A 17,145-nucleotide genomic window follows, 5' to 3' on the forward strand; every position below is an offset into this window, starting at 1 on the left:
GCAGGTGTTTCATAATGGCTGCGTTTGGCTATGCTCGTTGTGCAGGACGCAACGAACTGTGGTAGATGCCTCTATGTCTTTGACACAGCGCTGTCGCGCAGCAAACACCGGACCTACAGGAAAAACGTGCGTATCCGCTTGCCCGTGCAGCGTTTGACAAGACCCGACTCGTTCGGGGTCGTTCTGGAAGTACCGGCGCAGCGTCGGTCAGTGATTGGAGAGGGGCATGGAGCGGTTGTACTCGCTGCAAGGATTGAGGGGCCTGGCCGTTCTGGGTGTGGTGCTGTTTCACATGATGCCGATTGAGGCGCGGTTTTCCGGTGGCGATACCTTGCTGCCACCTTCGCTGGATTTCTTTCAGTTGGGGGTGGATCTTTTTTTCGTCATCAGCGGCTTCGTGATGGTGATCGTCAGTCGTGGCCGGTTCCAGAGTGGCGTCGAGGCTCAGCACTTTCTGTTCAACCGGGTGTCGCGGATCTATCCAACCTACTGGCTGTATTTCTTCATCACGCTCGGGGTCTTTCTGGTGCAGCCGGGTCTGGTCAACAGCGGTCATGGCTCGTCGAACCTGCTGATGTCGTTCCTGTTGTTGCCCAACGACAAGGTGCTGCTGGTGATGGTCGCCTGGTCGCTGCTGTTCGAGCTGTGGTTCTACCTGGTATTTACCGGCCTGCTGCTGTTCAAGGAGCGCCATCTGCCGTGGCTGATGGCGGGCTGGGCGTTGATCATCGTGGCGTTCAACCTCCTGCAGGACTGGCAGGATCAGTCGTCGGCGTTGAAGATCATCCTGCATCCCTATTCGCTGGAATTCATCATCGGTGTGGCGCTGGCGCTGTTCTTCTACAGCCGTCACAGCGCGCGCCTGCCGACGGCTGCCGTCTGGGGGTTGCTGGCTGTTGCGTTGCTGGCAGGTGTTCCGTTGATTGCGACCTATCGGCTCTACGACAGTCAGGGTTTGCTGCGCATGCTGATGGTGGGCGGCACGTTCGGTCTGCTGGTGCTGACTCTGGCGCTGCTGGAAAGACGACAAAAGATCTTCGTGCCGACGCCGCTGGTGGTCGTGGGCGACATGTCCTACACCATCTACCTGTCTCATCTGCTGGTGCTGGGAGTAATCGGGCGCATCTGGAATGGGGTGGGCGCATGGCCCGAGAGCTATCTGGACAACCTGTTCTTCGCAACACTGATGGTGGCGGCCACCCTGTGCTACGGCTGGGTTGGTTATCGCTGTTTCGAGAAGCCGGTGCTGGACCGCGCCAATGCGTTTGGTAAACGGCGCTTTAGAACTGGCGCGGCGAAGGTGGGTGCATAGAAATTTTTACATGGCGCCCAGAGGCAGGGCTCTGCTGAGATACGTCGTTGAACGGACGGCCGGATCGAGGAGACTTGCGGATGGGCCCACAGCTGTTTACCCCTTATGGCGGGATTACGGTCATGCTGCCCGCAGCACTGGTGATCGCTGCCTGGCTATGGACCGCCCGCTCGAAGCGTTCGGCCTTGTTGTGGATGGCGACGCTCTTTGTAGCCTACTCGATGGTGGTGATCAGCAAAGTGCTGTTCAAGGGCTGGGGGGTGGCGATCGAGAGTCTGGGGATCTATGTACTCAGCGGGCATGCCATGAATACCTGCCTGATTCTGACCGTCGCCCTGAGTCTTCTGGCGCGACAGTACGATCAGCGTCTTCGCTGGCCCGGTGCCCTGACCGGACTGCTGCTGGGCTGGCTGTACAGCGTCTTTTGCGTCGCGCCTTTCATTCATCCGCTCGCCGAGGCGGTGGCGGGGGCGCTGCTGGGTTCAACGGCGGCCTGCCTGTTTCTCCTTGGCCTCGAGCAGCATGCGACCAGGCGGATTCCTTCGTCCGCCGTTCTTGTCGGTCTGTTGTTCATCGCCATCAGCAGCACGACCACCAAGTACAACGCCGAACGACTGCTGGACCGTATATCGGTCAAGATTTCCGGCTCCGAGCGCGCGTTCAAACAGCCGGACTGGCGGGCTCCCGCTGAACCGCTGTAGCACCGATACGGCTGTCGGTCGCCTCGACGCGATCCAGGACCGGGCCTAGAATGTTTCGGCAGGTCACGCTCTTTACGAGGAGGATTCGATGCTTCCTGAATGCCAACTGTTCGGCACCCTGGGTTGTCATTTGTGCGATATCGCGCAAGCCGTGTTGCTGCCGTTCGTGGATGAGTGCGGTTTGCTGGTTGAGCGACGCGACATCTGCGAGGATGAGTGGCTGTTCGAACGTTATGAGCTGAGAATACCGGTGCTGCGTCGCGTGGACACCGGCGAAGAGCTGGACTGGCCTTTCGATGCGCCCCAGGTGGCGTCCTTTCTGAGCACGTAACGGATCATCTTTCTCCCAAGGCAAGACACGCATTGAATATCGATACCCGAATCAAGTTCCGCCATCTGGTGTGCTTTCTCGAAGTGGCGCGCCAGGGCAGTCTGGCGCGGGCCTGCGATGTGTTGTCGATCAGCCAGCCGGCTCTGTCCAAGACGCTCAAGGAGCTGGAAACCCTGCTGGCGACGACGCTGTTCGTGCGCAGCAAGACCGGCGCGGCGCTGACCGAAGCCGGTGTGGCGTTCATGCGCTATGCGGGGCCGAGCGTTCAGGCTTTGCGCGAAGGCGTGAACAGCCTGCGCTCCGGCGAGCACGAAACGGTCACGGCGCGTCTGGGTGTGTTGTCGACGGCCGAGAGCCTGCTGGTTCCCGAAGTCGTCGGGCGTCTGCACGAGCAGCACCCCGCATTGATCATCAGCGTCATGACCGGCCCCAGCGCTTATCTGTTGTCGCAACTGCGTGTCGGAGAACTGGATCTGGTGATCGGGCGAATGACTGACAGTCCACAGATACTGGGGCTAACCTTCGAGCACCTGTACAACGAGTCGATGACCCTGGTGGTGCGTACCGGCCATCCGTTGCTGGCGGCACCCCTCAAACCTGAAAGCCTGGCGAATTTCCCGCTGGTATTGCCGCTGGCGGGCACCACTATCCGCAAGTTCGCCGACAGCCTGTTCGTGCAATGCGGCATACAGCCGCCGCGCCAGCGCCTTGAAACGCTATCGCTGACGCTGAGCCGACGCTACGTCGAGCGCAGCGATGCCATTTGGATCGCGCCGCTGGATGCCGTTCTGCAGGAGTTGCACAACGGCACGCTGGTCGAGCTGGACATGGGCATCCGTGAGCCGGGCGGTTCGGTGGGGCTGTGCAGCAACCCGGCTGTTCCCCTGACACGCGCTGCCCAGTGGTGTGTGGATGAGTTTCGGGTCGTTGGCGAGACCTACCGACAGATGTCCTATACATAACCATTTGGTTATGGATGGCAGGCAATTATTCAGTGTTGGTGGATGCATGAAGCGCGCGACACTTCGCCGCAGCCTGTCGCGTACGTGTTCGACGCTCGCGCGCCCATAAGAAAGCCAACAATAAGGAGAACGCCATGTCTGTCGCGGACAACAGCCGCTTCGTCATTCGTGATCGCAACTGGCATCCCAAAGCCCTGACGCCTGATTACAAGACCTCGATCCTGCGCTCACCGCGCCAGGCACTGGTCAGCATCCCTCAATCCATCTCAGAAGCCTCCGGGCCGGATTTCTCGCACCTGAAGTTCGGTCAGCACGACAACGACCTGTTGCTCAATTTCAACAACGGCGGGCTGCCGATCGGTGAGCGCATTCTGCTCGCCGGTCGGGTCTGTGATCAGTACGGCAAGCCGATTCCCCATACGCTGGTGGAAATCTGGCAGGCCAACGCAGGCGGTCGTTATCGCCACAAGCGTGACGCGTACCTTGCGCCCATGGACCCCAATTTCGGTGGCGTGGGCCGGGCACTGACCGACAGCGAAGGCAACTACAGCTTCCGCACCGTCAAGCCCGGGCCGTACCCTTGGCGCAACGGTCCCAACGACTGGCGTCCGGCGCACATTCACGTGTCGATCAGTGGCCCGTCGATTGCCACGCGTTTGATCACCCAGCTGTATTTCGAGGGCGATCCGCTGATTCCGATCTGCCCGATCGTTAAATCCATCGCCAATCCCGATGCGGTGCAAAGCCTGATCGCCCGGCTTGATCTGGCCATGGGCAACCCGATGGATTGCCTTGCGTATCGCTTTGACATCGTTCTGCGCGGTCAGCGCAAGACTCACTTCGAAAACTGCTGAGGAGGCCCGACATGCCCGTTCAATTGCTGCAGGAAACCCCTTCGCAGACCGCAGGTCCCTATGTGCACATCGGCCTGGCACCGCAAGTGGCCGGCAACCCGACTCGCGAGCTGGAAATCTGGAACGAAATGGCCAGGCCCGGCGCGCCAGGTGAGCACATCGTGTTGCTGGGCAACGTCTTCGATGGCAACGGCCACCTGATTCGCGACGCCTATCTGGAGTTCTGGCAGGCCGATCACGAAGGCGCGTATCACAGCGAATACAACCCGGCGAACCCGTTCAACGGCTTCGGTCGCACTGCCACATCCGACGATGGCCAGTGGGTTCTCAAGACCATCAAGCCCGGTTCGATGCGTAACGCTGCCGGTGTGCCGATGGCCTCGCACATCAACGTTTCGCTGTTCGCCCGCGGCATCAATATTCACTTGCAGACCCGGCTGTATTTCGACGATGAAGCACAGGCCAATCTCGTCGACCCGGTGCTCAACCTGATCGAACAGCCACAACGCCGTGAAACGCTGATTGCACTGCGCTGCGAGGTGGATGGAAAAACGGCCTATCGTTTTGATATCCGGGTGCAGGGCGAAGGCGAGACGGTGTTTTTCGATTTCTGAGCAATGTGCGTGCGCTACACGGCATCTGCAGGCGCAGGTGACCTTATAAAAATAAAAGGAAATGTTCATGACACTATCCGCTCGCGGGCCTGCTACTGGCACGCTCGACGTTCAGGCTTTCATCAATGCCCAGCCGTTGTCGGGTTACCAGTGGCGCGTGGTTGCGCTGTGCTTTCTGATCGTCTTTCTCGACGGCCTGGACACGGCGGCGATGGGCTTCATCGCGCCGGCCCTGAGCCAGGACTGGGGCATTGATCGCGCCAGTCTGGGGCCGGTGATGAGCGCCGCGCTGATCGGCATGGTGTTCGGCGCGCTGGGTTCCGGCCCGCTGGCCGACCGCTTCGGACGCAAGGTGGTGCTGGTGGTGGCGGTGTTTCTGTTCGGGCTGTTCAGCCTGGCGTCGGCCTACAGCACCAACATCGACCAGTTGCTGGTGCTGCGTCTGCTCACCGGTCTGGGGCTGGGTGCGGCGATGCCCAACGCCACCACGCTGCTGTCCGAATACACGCCTGAGCGTCTGAAGTCGTTGCTGGTTACCAGCATGTTCTGCGGTTTCAACCTGGGGATGGCCTGCGGCGGTTTTGTGTCCGCCAAGCTCATTCCCAGCATGGGTTGGCACAGCCTGTTGATGCTCGGCGGCATCCTGCCGCTGATCCTGGCCGTGGTGCTGATGGTCTGGCTGCCGGAGTCTGCGCGGTTTCTGGTGGTGCGCAACCGGGGTGTCGAGCGGATTCGCAAGGTGCTGGCGCCGATTGCGCCGAAGGAAGTCGCGGGTGTAACGGCGTTCAGCGTTCCTGAACAGAAGACCGTCAGCAGCCGCAATGTCTTGAAAGTGATTTTCTCCGGCACTTACAGTGCGGGCACCCTGTTGCTGTGGCTGACCTACTTCATGGGGCTGGTGATCGTGTACTTGCTGACCAGCTGGCTGCCGACGTTGATGCGTGACAGCGGCGCGAGCATGGAGCAGTCGGCGTTCATCGGCGCGCTGTTCCAGTTCGGTGGCGTGCTCAGTGCCGTGGGCGTCGGCTGGGCCATGGACCGTTACAACCCGCACAAGGTGATAGGCGTGGCCTACGCACTGGCCGGCGTGTTTGCCTGGCTGGTCGGGCAGAGCCTCGGCAACGTCGCAGTCCTGGCGACACTGGTGCTGGTCGCGGGCATGTGCATCAACGGCGCACAGTCGGCGATGCCTTCGCTGGCGGCGCGCTTTTATCCGACTCAGGGCCGCGCCACGGGCGTGTCATGGATGCTGGGTATCGGCCGGTTCGGTGCGATTCTTGGCGCATGGGCCGGTGCGACCCTGTTGGGACTGGGCTGGTCGTTCGAGCAGGTGCTGACGGCGCTGGTGGTGCCTGCTGCACTGGCCGCGCTGGCTGTCCTGATCAAGGGCTGGGTCAGCCACTCGGACGCCACTTGAAACCTTTTACTCTGGAGCGCTGATGTGAGCAGACCGGGCAATCAACTTTTCGACACGTACTTCACACAACCCGACATGCGCCGGATTTTTTCGGACGAGGGGCGGGTGCAGGGCATGCTCGATTTCGAGGCTGCGCTGGCGCGGGCCGAGGCCAGGGTTGGTCTGATTCCGCAAAATGTGGTGTCAGACATCACGCAAAGCTGCCGCGCCGAGCTGTTCGATTTCGACGCGCTGGCGATTGCCATCGGCAACGCAGGCAACTCGGCGATCCCTCTGGTCAAGGCGCTGGGCAAGCGCATCGCTGCGCACAGCCCCGAGGCCGAACGCTATGTGCACATGGGGGCGACCAGTCAGGACGTCATGGACAGCGGTCTGATTCTGCAGATCCGGGACGCTATCGATGTGCTGGAACGCGACCTCGGACAATTGGGCGACGCCTTGACGCAACAGGCGCAGGTTCACGAGGCGACGCCGCTGGCCGGCCGTACCTGGCTGCAACAGGCCACGCCCGTCACGCTGGGCATGAAGATCGCAGGCTGGCTGGGGGCGATTACGCGCCACCGCCAGCGCCTGAACGAAATCAAGCCTCGCGTGCTGTGCCTGCAGTTCGGCGGCGCGTCGGGCAGTCTCGCGGCGCTCGGCGATCAGGCGTTCAAGGTGGCCGAAGCGCTGGCGGATGAACTGCAACTGCACTTGCCCGAGCAGCCGTGGCATACGCAAAGGGATCGGCTGGTGGAGTTCGCGTCGTTGCTCGGTCTGATCGCGGGTAGCCTTGGCAAGCTGGGCCGGGATGTCAGTCTGCTGATGCAGACCGAAGTGGGCGAAGTCTTCGAACCGTCTGCGCCGGGCAAGGGCGGGTCCTCGACCATGCCGCACAAGCGCAATCCGGTGGGCGCTGCGGTCATGATCGGCGCGGCCACACGTGCGCCGGGTCTGGTCGCAACGATGTTCTCCGCGATGCCTCAGGAGCACGAGCGCAGTCTGGGCCTGTGGCATGCCGAGTGGGAAACCTTGCCTGAACTCTGCTGCCTGGTGTCCGGTTCGTTGCAGCAGGCATTGCAGGTGGTGCCAGGCCTGCAGGTCGATGCCGAGTGCATGCGGGTCAATCTGGAATCCACTCGGGGGCTGGTGCTGGCCGAAGCGGTCAGCATCGCCCTGGCGCAGCGCATCGGCCGCGATGCCGCGCACCACCTGATCGAGCAGAGCTGTCGTCAGGCGGTGGAGCAGGGCGTGCACCTGCGTCAGGTGCTGGGGGAAAACCCTGAGGTCACCGCACAACTTTCTTCCGACGAGCTGGATCGCTTGCTCGATCCGGCCCATTACCTTGGCCAGGCCCGACGTTGGGTCGAGCGCGCCGTGGCCGAACACACAAGGATCACGCAATGACCGAAGACGAACGTTATCAGGCGGGCATGCAGGTGCGCCGCGCCGTACTCGGCGATACGCATGTCGATAACAGCCTGAAAAAGTTGACGCCGTTCAACGAGGAATTTCAGGAAATGATCACCCGGCATGCCTGGGGTGACATCTGGACACGTCCGGGTCTGCCGCGTCATACCCGGAGCCTGATCACCATCGCCATGCTGATCGGCATGAACCGCGAAGGTGAGCTGCGCCTGCACCTCAAGGCCGCCAAAAACAATGGCGTGACCCGCGAAGAGATCAAGGAAGTGCTGATGCAGAGCGCGATCTATTGCGGCATTCCAGCGGCCAACGCCACCTTCCATCTGGCCGAGGAAGTGTGGGATGAAATGGGTGTGGAGTCGCTGAACAAGGACTGATTGCTTGAATTGAAAACGCCGCCGCAGTGCTGAACTGCGGCGGCGTTTTTCGTGATGCCAGCGCTGTCAGAGCAGCGAGAGCGGGTAGCTGACGATCACACGGTTTTCGTCGAACTGGTTGGTGCTGTAGTCGCGCCGCATTGTCGAGTTGCGCCACTTGACTGACAGACTCTTGAACGCGCCGCTCTGGAACACGTAGGCCAGCTCGGTTTCCCGGGCCCATTCCTCGCCGTCGGTGATTGTGCCGGTGTGCACGTTTTCGCCGCTGATGTAGCGATTCATCAGGGTCAGACCGGGCACGCCCAGACCCGCGAAATCGTAGTCGTGGCGCAGTTGCCAGGATTTTTCCCGGGCGTTGTCGAAGCTCGAGTTGTAGCTGTCGTTGGCCAGAGTGCCGCCGCTGGTGCCGTTGACTCGCATCCATGCGCTGTCGCCGCTGACCTTCTGCAAACCGACATAGAACGTATTGCTGCCGTGACGGGCAGAGAGCAGGGCCGACCAGGTCTTGTTGTCCAGATCGCCTGCCAGCGACTGACCGTCGTCCTTGCCCTGGAAATAACCGAGGTTTGCACCCAGCGTCCAGCTGCCCAATGGCTGGCTGTGCAGCAGGTTGACGTATTGCTGGTGATAGATGTCTTCAAGCTCGGCGTACCACAGGCCGACCTGGGTGCGTTTCTCATTGAAGACGTACTCGCCGCCACCGAAGTTGAAACGATCCGAGGTAAAGGCGGCGCGGCCGTTCATGGACATGTCTTCCATGCTGGCGTCGTTGCGCGGGCTGTTGCCACGGAATTGGCCACCGTACAGCGTCAGACCGTCGATTTCCTTGGAGGTGATCTGACCGCCCTGGAAAGTCTGCGGCAGGGATCGTCCGTCATCGGAGCGCAGGATTGGCAGCACTGGCATCCATTCGCCGACCTTCAGTTCGGTCTTGGAGAAGCGTGCCTTGCCCGCGACTGCCAGACGCCCGAAATCGTCGGCCGGACGGCCATCGCTGTGAATCGGCAGCAGTTGTGTGCCGCCGGTGCCTTTGCCGCCGTCCAGTTTGAGCGAATAGAGGCCCAGTACGTCGACGCCGAAACCCACGGTGCCTTGGGTGAAGCCCGAGCGGGCGTCGAGGATGAAGTTCTGGGTCTATTCTTCGGCGTAGTTCTGGGCGTTGGCCGGGTCGACGAAGTTGCGGTTGATGTAGAAGTTGCGTAGGTTCAGATTCACCTTGGCATCTTCAACGAAACCGGCAGCCTGAGAGACGGCGGGTATCAGGCTGGTTGCGATGGCCGCAGAGAGGCCGCAAACGACTTTGCAGGGACGAGATGAGCGCATGGAAGACCTTTTTTGTAATTATTCAGTCAGTGAAGCTGGGTCTGATAGTGAAAGGCCGGGGTCAGCTCTGCAATTGTGAAACCATGGTTTTGGGCGATTACCGAACGTTAATGAACCGGTTCGAACATTTTATCCGGGACGATGCGAAGACAGCCTGCGATGCTCACTGCCATGAACGTTTTCAGCGTATTTAGTCCCGACAATATTGAGTAAGGAAGCCCGATGAGCACTGCCAGTACGCCACTGTCCGGCGTCAATCAACCCCTCAAGGGGATCGGTTTCATTCTGCTGGCCACCTTTCTGTTTGCCAGCCACGACACACTCTCCAAATACCTGTCCGGCTTCTATCCGATCATTCTGGTGGTGTGGGCGCGCTATCTGGTGCACACGCTGCTGATGGCCTGCATCTTCATGCCGTCGTCCGGTCTGCGGGTGCTGCGTACCAAGCGGCCCGGCCTGCAGGCGCTGCGTGCACTGGCTTTGCTGGGCACCAGTCTGCTGTTCACCAGCAGCCTGATGTTCATTCCGCAGGCCGAGGCCACGGCGGTCAACTTTCTCGCGCCGCTGCTGGTCACTGCGCTGTCGGTGCCGCTGTTGCATGAGCGGGTGACGCGCGGGCAATGGATTGCCGTGATCGTCGGTTTCATGGGGGTGATGATCATCATTCATCCGGGCGGCGAGTTGTTCACGCCCGCGATTCTGTTGCCGCTGTCTTCGGCGTTCTGTTTTGCGCTGTATCAGTTGCTGACCCGGCTGGTCAGCCCGTTCGACAGCCCGACTACCAGCAACTTCTTTGCCGGGTTGTTCAACACCCTGTTGATGAGCGTGCTGGTGCCCTTCTTCTGGGAGGTGCCTGAACTCAAACACCTGCCGTTCCTGCTCGCGCTGGGCGCCTGCGGCATGGCCGCGCACCTGCTGCTGACCCAGGCCTTCCGCTTCGCCGCACCTGCGATGCTGGCGCCGTTCAGTTACTGCCAGATCGTGTTTGCCGGTCTACTGGGTTTCATCGTGTTCGACCACATGCCCTCGCCGACAGCGCAGGCCGGTATCGCAATCATCTGCCTGAGCGGGCTGGCGGCTGCGTGGCAGCAGCGGCGTAAAGGCGGGTAGTTGTCGCGGTCTTGCCCCTCACATAAACACCAGCGAGCCAGTAAGTTGAGTGCGACCTGATGAGGAATGCGACCCGATAAAAAAGGCCCGCTCACTCACGTGAACGGGCCTTTCTCATGTGCATCACCCCATCATTCTTTGAGGTCAGGCACCTTGCGCGGAGCCATGAAGTACATCCAGATCAGTGCGATGAAGTACATCGCCGGGATCATGGTGAACAGCACGTTGTAGTTGTTATTGGTGGCGGTCAGGACCGCGCCGACGATCTGGGTCATGAACATGCCGCCGATTGCTGCACACATGCCGCCGAAGCCGAACACTGTGCTCATCATGTGCTTGGGGGTGTAGTCCATCACCAGGCTCCAGATGTTGGCAGTCCAGGCCTGGTGCGCACCGACGGCCAGCGAAATGGCCAGAACCGCTACCCACAGGCCGCTGGCGTTGGCGGCGAAGACCACGCTGCAGATGGTGATGGCGAAGATCAGCATCGACACCAGACGCGCCGTGGTGGCCCTCACGCCCCGGCCGATCAGCCAGGAGGACAGGATGCCGCCGCCGATGCTGCCGAAGTCTGCGGTCAGCCAGATCAGGATCAGCGGGATACCCATCTGGGTGACGCTGATGCCCAGGTTGTATTGCTGATTGAGGAACGGCGGCAGCCAGTAGAGGTAGAACCAGAACACTGGCGCAGTGATCGCATACGCCAGGGCGAAGGCCCAGGTGCCGCGCATTTTTAGAATGGCCGAGAACGGCATTTTGACTGGCTCGGGTTCGACTTCCTGATTGATGTAGTCCAGTTCGCTCTTGCTGACGGTGGGGTGTTCTTCAGGGTTGTAGTACTTGAGGCGCCACATGATGACCCAGATCAGGCCGAGCGAACCCATTGCCACGAACGCGGCCTGCCAGCCCCATACAGTGAGAATCAGCGGCAGCAGGGCGGGGGTCAGCATGGCGCCGACGTTGGTTCCGGCGTTGAAGATGCCGGTGGCCACCGCACGTTCGCCCGCCGGGAACCACAGGCGTGTGGTCTTGACGCAGGCCGGATAGTTGGCGGCCTCGGTCAGGCCCAGAATGAAGCGGCAGACCATGAAGCCGGCCGCCGAAGTGGCCAGACCGTGTGCGCCGGTCGCCAGGCTCCACAGCAGCACGGCCAGGAAGAACGCACGCTTGACGCCGACCCGGTCGATGAACCGGCCCTGCAGCACGAAGCCTACTGCGTAACCCACCTGGAACCAGAAGTTGATGTTGGCGTAGTCCATCGCCGTCCAGCTCATTTCCTTGGCAAGAATCGGCTGCATGACCCCGAGGGCTGCGCGGTCGATGTAGTTCAGCGTGGTGGCGAAGAACACCAGAGCGAGCATGCCCCAGCGAGTCTTGCCCACGGCGAGTGCGCCGCGAATCTTTTCGCCCATGCCCGCATGGGCGGCCTGGGCGACAGGGTTGGTCTGGGTATTGAGCATGATGTTCTAACCATCCGTTCCAAGACTGCGCTGCTGGCGACAGTCGGACTGAGAAGTCCACTCGATTCAGGCGTTATGCGTGTGCAGTGAAGCCGCTGCGATTCGAAAGCCATGGGGCATGGTCTTGCGAAACGTTTTCAGGGCCGACAATTTACAGGCTGTTGCTGACGAGTGCGCTGGATTGTTTCAGGAAACGAAGTGCCGGATCGATTGTGTGACCGGATGGGCTCTTCGATCCTGCAACCGTGGACGGCGAACGGAACTGACGAGCGGGGCGGTTGAGGTGCACATGAGCAATGTTCCTGTTGTTTGAATTGTTATGGTTTGCTACGGGTAACGGGTGTTCGAAACGTTCTGCTGCGCTGCAAGGTGAGGCTGATGGTGAGCATTGCGCCACGCATCGTCAATCAAGTAACTCGGCTTCTGTTCGATAATCGAACGTAAAACTAACCGGTTCGTACACTTTATGTTGCTGTAGTATTTTGACAGGCAAATACTTGAATGGCACCTCTGAATAAGGCCGGGAAAGGCCAGGAATGCGGTGCTGTCCAGTCACGATTCGTCAGGGTCGTGTTCATTCAGGAGCTAGAAGCATGCAGCGTTCAATTGCCACCGTATCCTTGAGCGGTACTCTGCCCGAAAAGCTCGAGGCCATCGCCGCAGCCGGCTTTGATGGCGTCGAGATTTTCGAAAACGACCTTCTTTACTACGATGGCAGCCCTCGCAACGTGCGGCAGATGTGTGCCGATCTGGGCATCGCCATTACCCTGTTCCAGCCGTTTCGCGACTTCGAAGGCTGCCGCCGTGACCGCCTGCAGCGCAACGTGGACCGTGCCGAGCGCAAATTCGATTTGATGCAGGAGCTGGGCACCGATCTGGTGCTGGTCTGCAGTAACGCATCCGCCGATTCGGTGGGCGACGAAAACATCCTGCTCGACGACCTGAGTCTGCTGGCCGAGCACGCCGGTGCGCGGGGTCTGCGGGTCGGTTACGAAGCGCTCGCGTGGGGGCGTCATGTGAACACCTGGCAGCAGGTCTGGAATCTGGTGCGTCAGGTGGATCACCCGGCGCTGGGTGTCCTGCTCGACAGCTTCCACACCTTGTCGCTCAAAGGTGATCCGAGCGCGATTGCGCAGATTCCGGGCGACAAGATTTTCTTCGTGCAAATGGCAGATGCGCCGATTCTGGCCATGGACGTGCTGGAATGGAGCCGTCATTTCCGCTGCTTCCCCGGCCAGGGTGAGTTCGATCTGGCAGGCTTTCTCGCGCCGATCCTGCGCAGTGGCTACACCGGCCCGTTGTCGCTGGAAGTGTTCAACGACGGTTTTCGCGCGGCACCGACCCGCGCCAATGCGGCTGACGGTCTGCGCTCGCTGCTGTATCTGGAAGAAAAGACTCGCCAGTTGCTGGCCCGCGAGGCCGAGGCAAAAATCCCCGACATCCTGTTCAGCCCGCCACCGGCCAGCACCTACAACGGCGTCGAGTTTCTTGAATTTGCCGTCGATGAAAGCCACGGCGCACGCCTGTCGGGCTGGCTGGAGCGACTGGGCTTCGCCAAGCTGGGCCAGCACCGCTCCAAGGCCGTCAGCCTGTTGGGGCAGGGCGATATCAAGATCGTCCTTAATGCCGAACCGTATTCATTTGCTCACAGCTTCTTCGAAGCCCACGGTCCGTCGCTGTGCGCGACCGCATTACGCGTCGATGACGGGCATCAGGCGCTGGAGCGTGCGCGGGCCTTCAAAGGCCAGCCTTATCGCGGTCTGGTCGGCCCCAACGAGCGCGAGATTCCATCGGTGCGCGCCCCGGATGGCAGCCTGATCTATCTGGTCGACAACGCCGCACCGGGCGATTCGATCTACGACAGCGACTTTGTCATCAACCCGCAGGTAGCCGGCAAGGGCGGGCTGCAGCGCATTGATCACATGGCCATGGCGTTGCCAGCCGACAGCCTCGACAGCTGGGTGCTGTTCTACAAGAGCATTCTGGACTTCGAAGCCGACGACGAAGTCGTGCTCCCGGACCCTTACGGGCTGGTCAAGAGTCGCGCCTTGCGCAGCCGCTGCAGCACCGTGCGCCTGCCGTTGAATATCTCAGAGAACCGAAATACGGCGATCTCCCACGCGCTGTCCAGTTATCGTGGTTCGGGCGTGCACCACATCGCGTTTTCCTGCGAAGACATCTTTGCCGAAGTCAGCCGCGCCAAGGAAGCCGGTGTGCCGCTGCTGGACATCCCGCTCAACTATTACGATGACCTGGCGGCCCGCTTCGATTTCGATGACGAGTTCCTCAGCGAACTGGCTTACTACAACGTGTTGTACGACCGCGATGCTGACGGCGGCGAGCTGTTTCACGTCTACACCGATGCGTTCGACGGGCGATTCTTCTTCGAGATCCTGCAGCGCAAGAACGGCTACGTCGGGTATGGCGCAGCCAACGTTGCAGTGCGTCTGGCCGCAATGGCCAAGGCGCGCAGTGTGGCAATACGTCAGGCGCGGTTGTGAGCGTTTGATCTGATCGAACCGGTCGCTGCAGGCACTCGGGTGCCTCGCAGCTTCCCTGCCTCGACGCTCGGCGGCATACTCCACGTACAACCCGTGGTCATGAGCCAACAATGAAAACAACCGACGACTCCGTTGCCCTCGAACCTGTCACGTTGCGGCCCTCGGGACGCAAGAACAATCCTGAAAAGACCCGCGAAGACATCCTTCAGGCTGCCGTTGCCGAATTCGTCGCCCACGGCCTTTCAGGCGCGCGCGTCGATGCGATAGCCGAGCGCACGAAGACGTCCAAGCGGATGATCTATTACTACTTCGGCAGCAAGGAACAGCTCTACGTCGAGGTTCTGGAAAAGCTTTACGGCGATATCCGCAATACCGAAAGCGAGCTGAATCTGGGCGAGCTGGAGCCTGTCGAGGCAATCCATCGAGTGGTGGAGTTCACCTTCGATCACCACGACAACAACGTCGATTTCGTGCGCATCGTCTGCATCGAAAACATTCACAACGGCGAAAACGTCAAGCAGTCCGATACCATTCAGGCCAAGAGCCAGAATATCATTCGGGCGCTGGAAGGTATCCTGCGTCGCGGTGAGGAAAGCGGAGAGTTCCGCGCGGGCGTGCACCCGATCGACCTGCATCTGATGATCAGCTCGTTCTGCTTTTATCGCATTTCCAACCGCCACACGTTCAGCGAGATATTCCAGATCGAGCTGTGGAGCGATGAGGTCAAACAGCGTCACAAGGCCATGATCTGCGACGCTGTGTTGCGTTACCTCAAGGCCTGAACGCTAAAGGCTGTGGAAGTGCTGCATCATGCGCTCGGCATCCGCTGACCGGCCGCTGAACAGCTCGAAGGCTTTGACGGCCTGAAACACGGCCATGGTCGTGCCGTCCAGCGTGCGGCAGCCCAGCGCGCGAGCATGCCTGAGCAGTTCGGTTTCCAGTGGAAAGTAGATGATTTCCGCGACCCATTGCGCAGCACGCAGCAGTTCCACCGGCAGCGGTGTACCGGGCAACTTGGCCATGCCGACCGGTGTGGTGTTGACCACGCCGTCGGCTTCGGCCATTGCCGCAGGCAGATTCAGACCAACCTGCGCACGGCCCGCGCCGAAATGAGCGGTGAGGTTGTCCACCAGACCCTGGGCACGCTGCGGTTCGACCTCGAACACGCTCAAGCGCTCGACGCCTGCACTCAACAACGCATAAGCCACCGCAGCGCCCGCGCCGCCTGCACCCATTTGCACGACGTGCTGGCGTGGCGCCTTGTCCAGACCACGCTTGAAGCCTTCCGCGAACCCCAGACAATCGGTGTTGTGGCCGGTGCTCTTACCGTCCTTGAACACCACGGTATTGACTGCGCCGATGCCGCGCGCTTCTTCGGACAGTTCGTTCAAAAGCGGAATGACCGCCTGCTTGCAGGGGAAGGTGATGTTCAGGCCGGTGAAGCCGCAGTCACGTGCACCTTCAATCAGACGGGGCAGGGCGCTGATGTCCAGTTTGAGCGCATCGATGTCGATCAGGCGATACAGATAGCGCATGCCCTGCGCGTCACCTTCGTGTTCGTGCAGCGCCGGGGTGCGTGATGCCTGGATGCCTGAGCCGATCAGGCCGGCGAGTACGGAGGTTGATTCAGCGTGGCTCATGACGATATGTCTCTTGTTTTTGTCGTGCCGCCCGATGGCGGGAGGGTTTCAAAAAATGTACCAGATGGTTAATAGTGACGCAGTGGCTGATCAATTGCCATGTGTTGATTCTGTGCGGTGATCGCCCCGATCAGGGATAATGCGCGGCCATAGCCGTTCAAGCCTTTCAAGAGATGACGAGTCCACGCATGTCCGAATCCGTTTTTCGCGCCGCTCACCAGCAAGCCAGCACGCTGTACCTGCCAGCAGGCCCATGGACGACGGTGCTGGACTGCCTGTGCGCGAAGTTCTCCGCCATCAGCCGCGAAGAGTGGCTGGACCGTATCGCCCGGTCGCGGGTGCTGGATGCCAACGGCCAGGCCATCACCGCTGACCTGGCTTACCGCGAAGGCCTGAAGATTCACTATTTTCGCGAAGTGCCGAACGAGACGCCGATTCCAGTCGTCGAGACCATTCTGTATGCCGATGAACATCTGGTGGTCGCTGACAAGCCACACTTTCTGCCGGTCACGCCTGCGGGCGAATACGTCGAGCAGACCCTGCTGCGTCGTCTGATCCACCGTCTGGATAATCCGGATCTGGTGCCCCTGCACCGCATCGACCGCCATACCGCCGGGCTGGTGCTGTTCTCGGCAAACAGGCAGACCCGTTCGGCGTATCAGGCATTGTTCCCAACACGTCGTATCGACAAGTTCTACGAGGCGATTGCGCCTGCGCTGCCTACGATGGACTTTCCGCGGCTGCACGAGAGCCGTCTGGTCGATGGCGAGCCATTCTTCCGCATGCAGGAAGCATCGGGGCCTGCGAATACACAGACTCGAATCGAGGTGCTCGAACGCAATGACTCGCTGTGGCGCTATGGGCTGTACCCGGTGACGGGCAAGAAACATCAGTTGCGCGTACACATGGCCGCGCTGGGCGCTGCCATCTGCAACGACCCTTTCTACCCGGAGGTGATCAGGGACGCAGTCGATGACTATCAGCAGCCGCTCAAGCTGCTGGCAAAGGCGCTGCGGTTCGACGATCCGCTCACTGGCGAGCCGCGTAAGTTTCAAAGCCAGCTGAAACTCGACTGGTAGCCGCGAGGCGAGCAGACGAAAAAAAACCCGCACTCGGCGGGTTTTTTCATATCAGTAACG

15 protein-coding genes and 1 pseudogene are annotated in these 17,145 nt (G+C 60.6%); 13 read left to right on the top strand and 3 right to left on the bottom strand.

What is annotated here, in order from left to right:
- Positions 1-226: 226 nt before the first annotated feature.
- From QRN20_RS16425 to pcaC, 9 genes are all read left to right on the top strand, one after another.
- Entirely contained in the window at positions 227-1,312 is a 1,086-nt protein-coding gene (locus QRN20_RS16425; RefSeq protein ID WP_122605100.1) for an acyltransferase family protein, read from the top strand.
- Positions 1,313-1,392: 80 nt separating this feature from the next.
- The gene (locus tag QRN20_RS16430; protein ID WP_029243665.1) at positions 1,393-2,013 is read left to right on the top strand and encodes a hypothetical protein; all 621 of its coding nucleotides are present in this window, start codon (positions 1,393-1,395) and stop codon (positions 2,011-2,013) included.
- A gap of 88 nt (positions 2,014-2,101) precedes the next feature.
- Positions 2,102-2,344 (top strand): glutaredoxin family protein, encoded by a 243-nt coding sequence (locus tag QRN20_RS16435; protein WP_004885604.1) that lies wholly within the window; start codon positions 2,102-2,104, stop codon positions 2,342-2,344.
- A gap of 32 nt (positions 2,345-2,376) precedes the next feature.
- Complete coding sequence (pcaQ, locus tag QRN20_RS16440) at positions 2,377-3,306, top strand: pca operon transcription factor PcaQ (RefSeq protein ID WP_029243666.1); 930 nt, start codon at positions 2,377-2,379, stop codon at positions 3,304-3,306.
- 134 nt (positions 3,307-3,440) lie between these two features.
- Positions 3,441-4,160 carry a protocatechuate 3,4-dioxygenase subunit beta gene (gene pcaH, locus QRN20_RS16445; protein ID WP_029243667.1) on the top strand — a complete coding sequence of 240 codons (720 nt, stop codon included), beginning with the start codon at positions 3,441-3,443 and terminating at the stop codon, positions 4,158-4,160.
- An 11-nt stretch (positions 4,161-4,171) separates the two neighbouring features.
- Positions 4,172-4,774 carry a protocatechuate 3,4-dioxygenase subunit alpha gene (gene pcaG / locus QRN20_RS16450; protein ID WP_122414176.1) on the top strand — a complete coding sequence of 201 codons (603 nt, stop codon included), beginning with the start codon at positions 4,172-4,174 and terminating at the stop codon, positions 4,772-4,774.
- Between the two features lie 67 nt (positions 4,775-4,841).
- Complete coding sequence (gene pcaK / locus QRN20_RS16455) at positions 4,842-6,191, top strand: 4-hydroxybenzoate transporter PcaK (RefSeq protein WP_088234989.1); 1,350 nt, start codon at positions 4,842-4,844, stop codon at positions 6,189-6,191.
- 24 nt (positions 6,192-6,215) lie between these two features.
- Complete coding sequence (locus tag QRN20_RS16460) at positions 6,216-7,577, top strand: 3-carboxy-cis,cis-muconate cycloisomerase (protein WP_122605102.1); 1,362 nt, start codon at positions 6,216-6,218, stop codon at positions 7,575-7,577.
- On the top strand, positions 7,574-7,972 hold the full coding sequence (gene pcaC / locus QRN20_RS16465) for a 4-carboxymuconolactone decarboxylase (RefSeq protein ID WP_029243671.1): 399 nt from the start codon (positions 7,574-7,576) through the stop codon (positions 7,970-7,972). Before QRN20_RS16460 ends, pcaC begins: the two co-directional genes overlap by 4 nt.
- 66 nt (positions 7,973-8,038) lie before the next feature.
- Here the strand turns inward: pcaC and QRN20_RS16470 are convergent.
- Positions 8,039-9,295 (bottom strand): annotated as a pseudogene (locus QRN20_RS16470) (OprD family porin).
- A 222-nt stretch (positions 9,296-9,517) separates the two neighbouring features.
- On the opposite strand from QRN20_RS16470, the gene QRN20_RS16475 reads away from it, so the two are divergent.
- Complete coding sequence (locus QRN20_RS16475; RefSeq protein WP_029243673.1) at positions 9,518-10,405, top strand: DMT family transporter; 888 nt, start codon at positions 9,518-9,520, stop codon at positions 10,403-10,405.
- Positions 10,406-10,536: 131 nt separating this feature from the next.
- On the opposite strand, the gene QRN20_RS16480 is transcribed toward QRN20_RS16475, so the two are convergent.
- Positions 10,537-11,865 carry an MFS transporter gene (locus QRN20_RS16480; RefSeq protein ID WP_004885587.1) on the bottom strand — a complete coding sequence of 443 codons (1,329 nt, stop codon included), beginning with the start codon at positions 11,863-11,865 and terminating at the stop codon, positions 10,537-10,539.
- Between the two features lie 593 nt (positions 11,866-12,458).
- Between QRN20_RS16480 and quiC the strand changes: the two genes are divergently transcribed.
- The gene (gene quiC, locus QRN20_RS16485; RefSeq protein ID WP_004885586.1) at positions 12,459-14,366 is read left to right on the top strand and encodes a 3-dehydroshikimate dehydratase QuiC; all 1,908 of its coding nucleotides are present in this window, start codon (positions 12,459-12,461) and stop codon (positions 14,364-14,366) included.
- 110 nt (positions 14,367-14,476) lie between these two features.
- Complete coding sequence (locus QRN20_RS16490; protein WP_004885584.1) at positions 14,477-15,148, top strand: TetR/AcrR family transcriptional regulator; 672 nt, start codon at positions 14,477-14,479, stop codon at positions 15,146-15,148.
- A gap of 3 nt (positions 15,149-15,151) precedes the next feature.
- Here QRN20_RS16490 and QRN20_RS16495 read toward each other — a convergent pair whose 3' ends face one another.
- Positions 15,152-16,006: a shikimate dehydrogenase gene (locus tag QRN20_RS16495; protein ID WP_029243674.1), complete on the bottom strand. Its 855-nt coding sequence runs from the start codon at positions 16,004-16,006 to the stop codon at positions 15,152-15,154.
- A gap of 188 nt (positions 16,007-16,194) precedes the next feature.
- Here QRN20_RS16495 and QRN20_RS16500 point away from each other — a divergent pair, with 188 nt between their 5' ends.
- Positions 16,195-17,085 (top strand): pseudouridine synthase, encoded by an 891-nt coding sequence (locus QRN20_RS16500; protein ID WP_029243675.1) that lies wholly within the window; start codon positions 16,195-16,197, stop codon positions 17,083-17,085.
- Positions 17,086-17,145: the final 60 nt, after the last annotated feature.

Origin of the sequence: Pseudomonas sp. fls2-241-TYG-175 (genome assembly GCF_030209155.1) — a bacterium.
In the GTDB taxonomy this organism is placed as follows: domain Bacteria; phylum Pseudomonadota; class Gammaproteobacteria; order Pseudomonadales; family Pseudomonadaceae; genus Aquipseudomonas; species Aquipseudomonas viridiflava.

Bases quoted from the DNA above. Each gene is read 5' to 3' on its own strand.
- QRN20_RS16435 (WP_004885604.1), top strand. From the start codon at position 2,102: ATGCTTCCTGAATGCCAACTGTTCGGCACCCTGGGTTGTCATTTGTGC.
- QRN20_RS16500 (WP_029243675.1), top strand. From the start codon at position 16,195: ATGTCCGAATCCGTTTTTCGCGCCGCTCACCAGCAAGCCAGCACGCTG.
- QRN20_RS16480 (WP_004885587.1), bottom strand. From the start codon at position 11,865: ATGCTCAATACCCAGACCAACCCTGTCGCCCAGGCCGCCCATGCGGGC.
- QRN20_RS16430 (WP_029243665.1), top strand. From the start codon at position 1,393: ATGGGCCCACAGCTGTTTACCCCTTATGGCGGGATTACGGTCATGCTG.
- QRN20_RS16495 (WP_029243674.1), bottom strand. From the start codon at position 16,006: ATGAGCCACGCTGAATCAACCTCCGTACTCGCCGGCCTGATCGGCTCA.
- pcaH (WP_029243667.1), top strand. From the start codon at position 3,441: ATGTCTGTCGCGGACAACAGCCGCTTCGTCATTCGTGATCGCAACTGG.
- quiC (WP_004885586.1), top strand. From the start codon at position 12,459: ATGCAGCGTTCAATTGCCACCGTATCCTTGAGCGGTACTCTGCCCGAA.
- pcaC (WP_029243671.1), top strand. From the start codon at position 7,574: ATGACCGAAGACGAACGTTATCAGGCGGGCATGCAGGTGCGCCGCGCC.
- QRN20_RS16475 (WP_029243673.1), top strand. From the start codon at position 9,518: ATGAGCACTGCCAGTACGCCACTGTCCGGCGTCAATCAACCCCTCAAG.
- QRN20_RS16425 (WP_122605100.1), top strand. From the start codon at position 227: ATGGAGCGGTTGTACTCGCTGCAAGGATTGAGGGGCCTGGCCGTTCTG.
- QRN20_RS16490 (WP_004885584.1), top strand. From the start codon at position 14,477: ATGAAAACAACCGACGACTCCGTTGCCCTCGAACCTGTCACGTTGCGG.
- pcaG (WP_122414176.1), top strand. From the start codon at position 4,172: ATGCCCGTTCAATTGCTGCAGGAAACCCCTTCGCAGACCGCAGGTCCC.
- pcaK (WP_088234989.1), top strand. From the start codon at position 4,842: ATGACACTATCCGCTCGCGGGCCTGCTACTGGCACGCTCGACGTTCAG.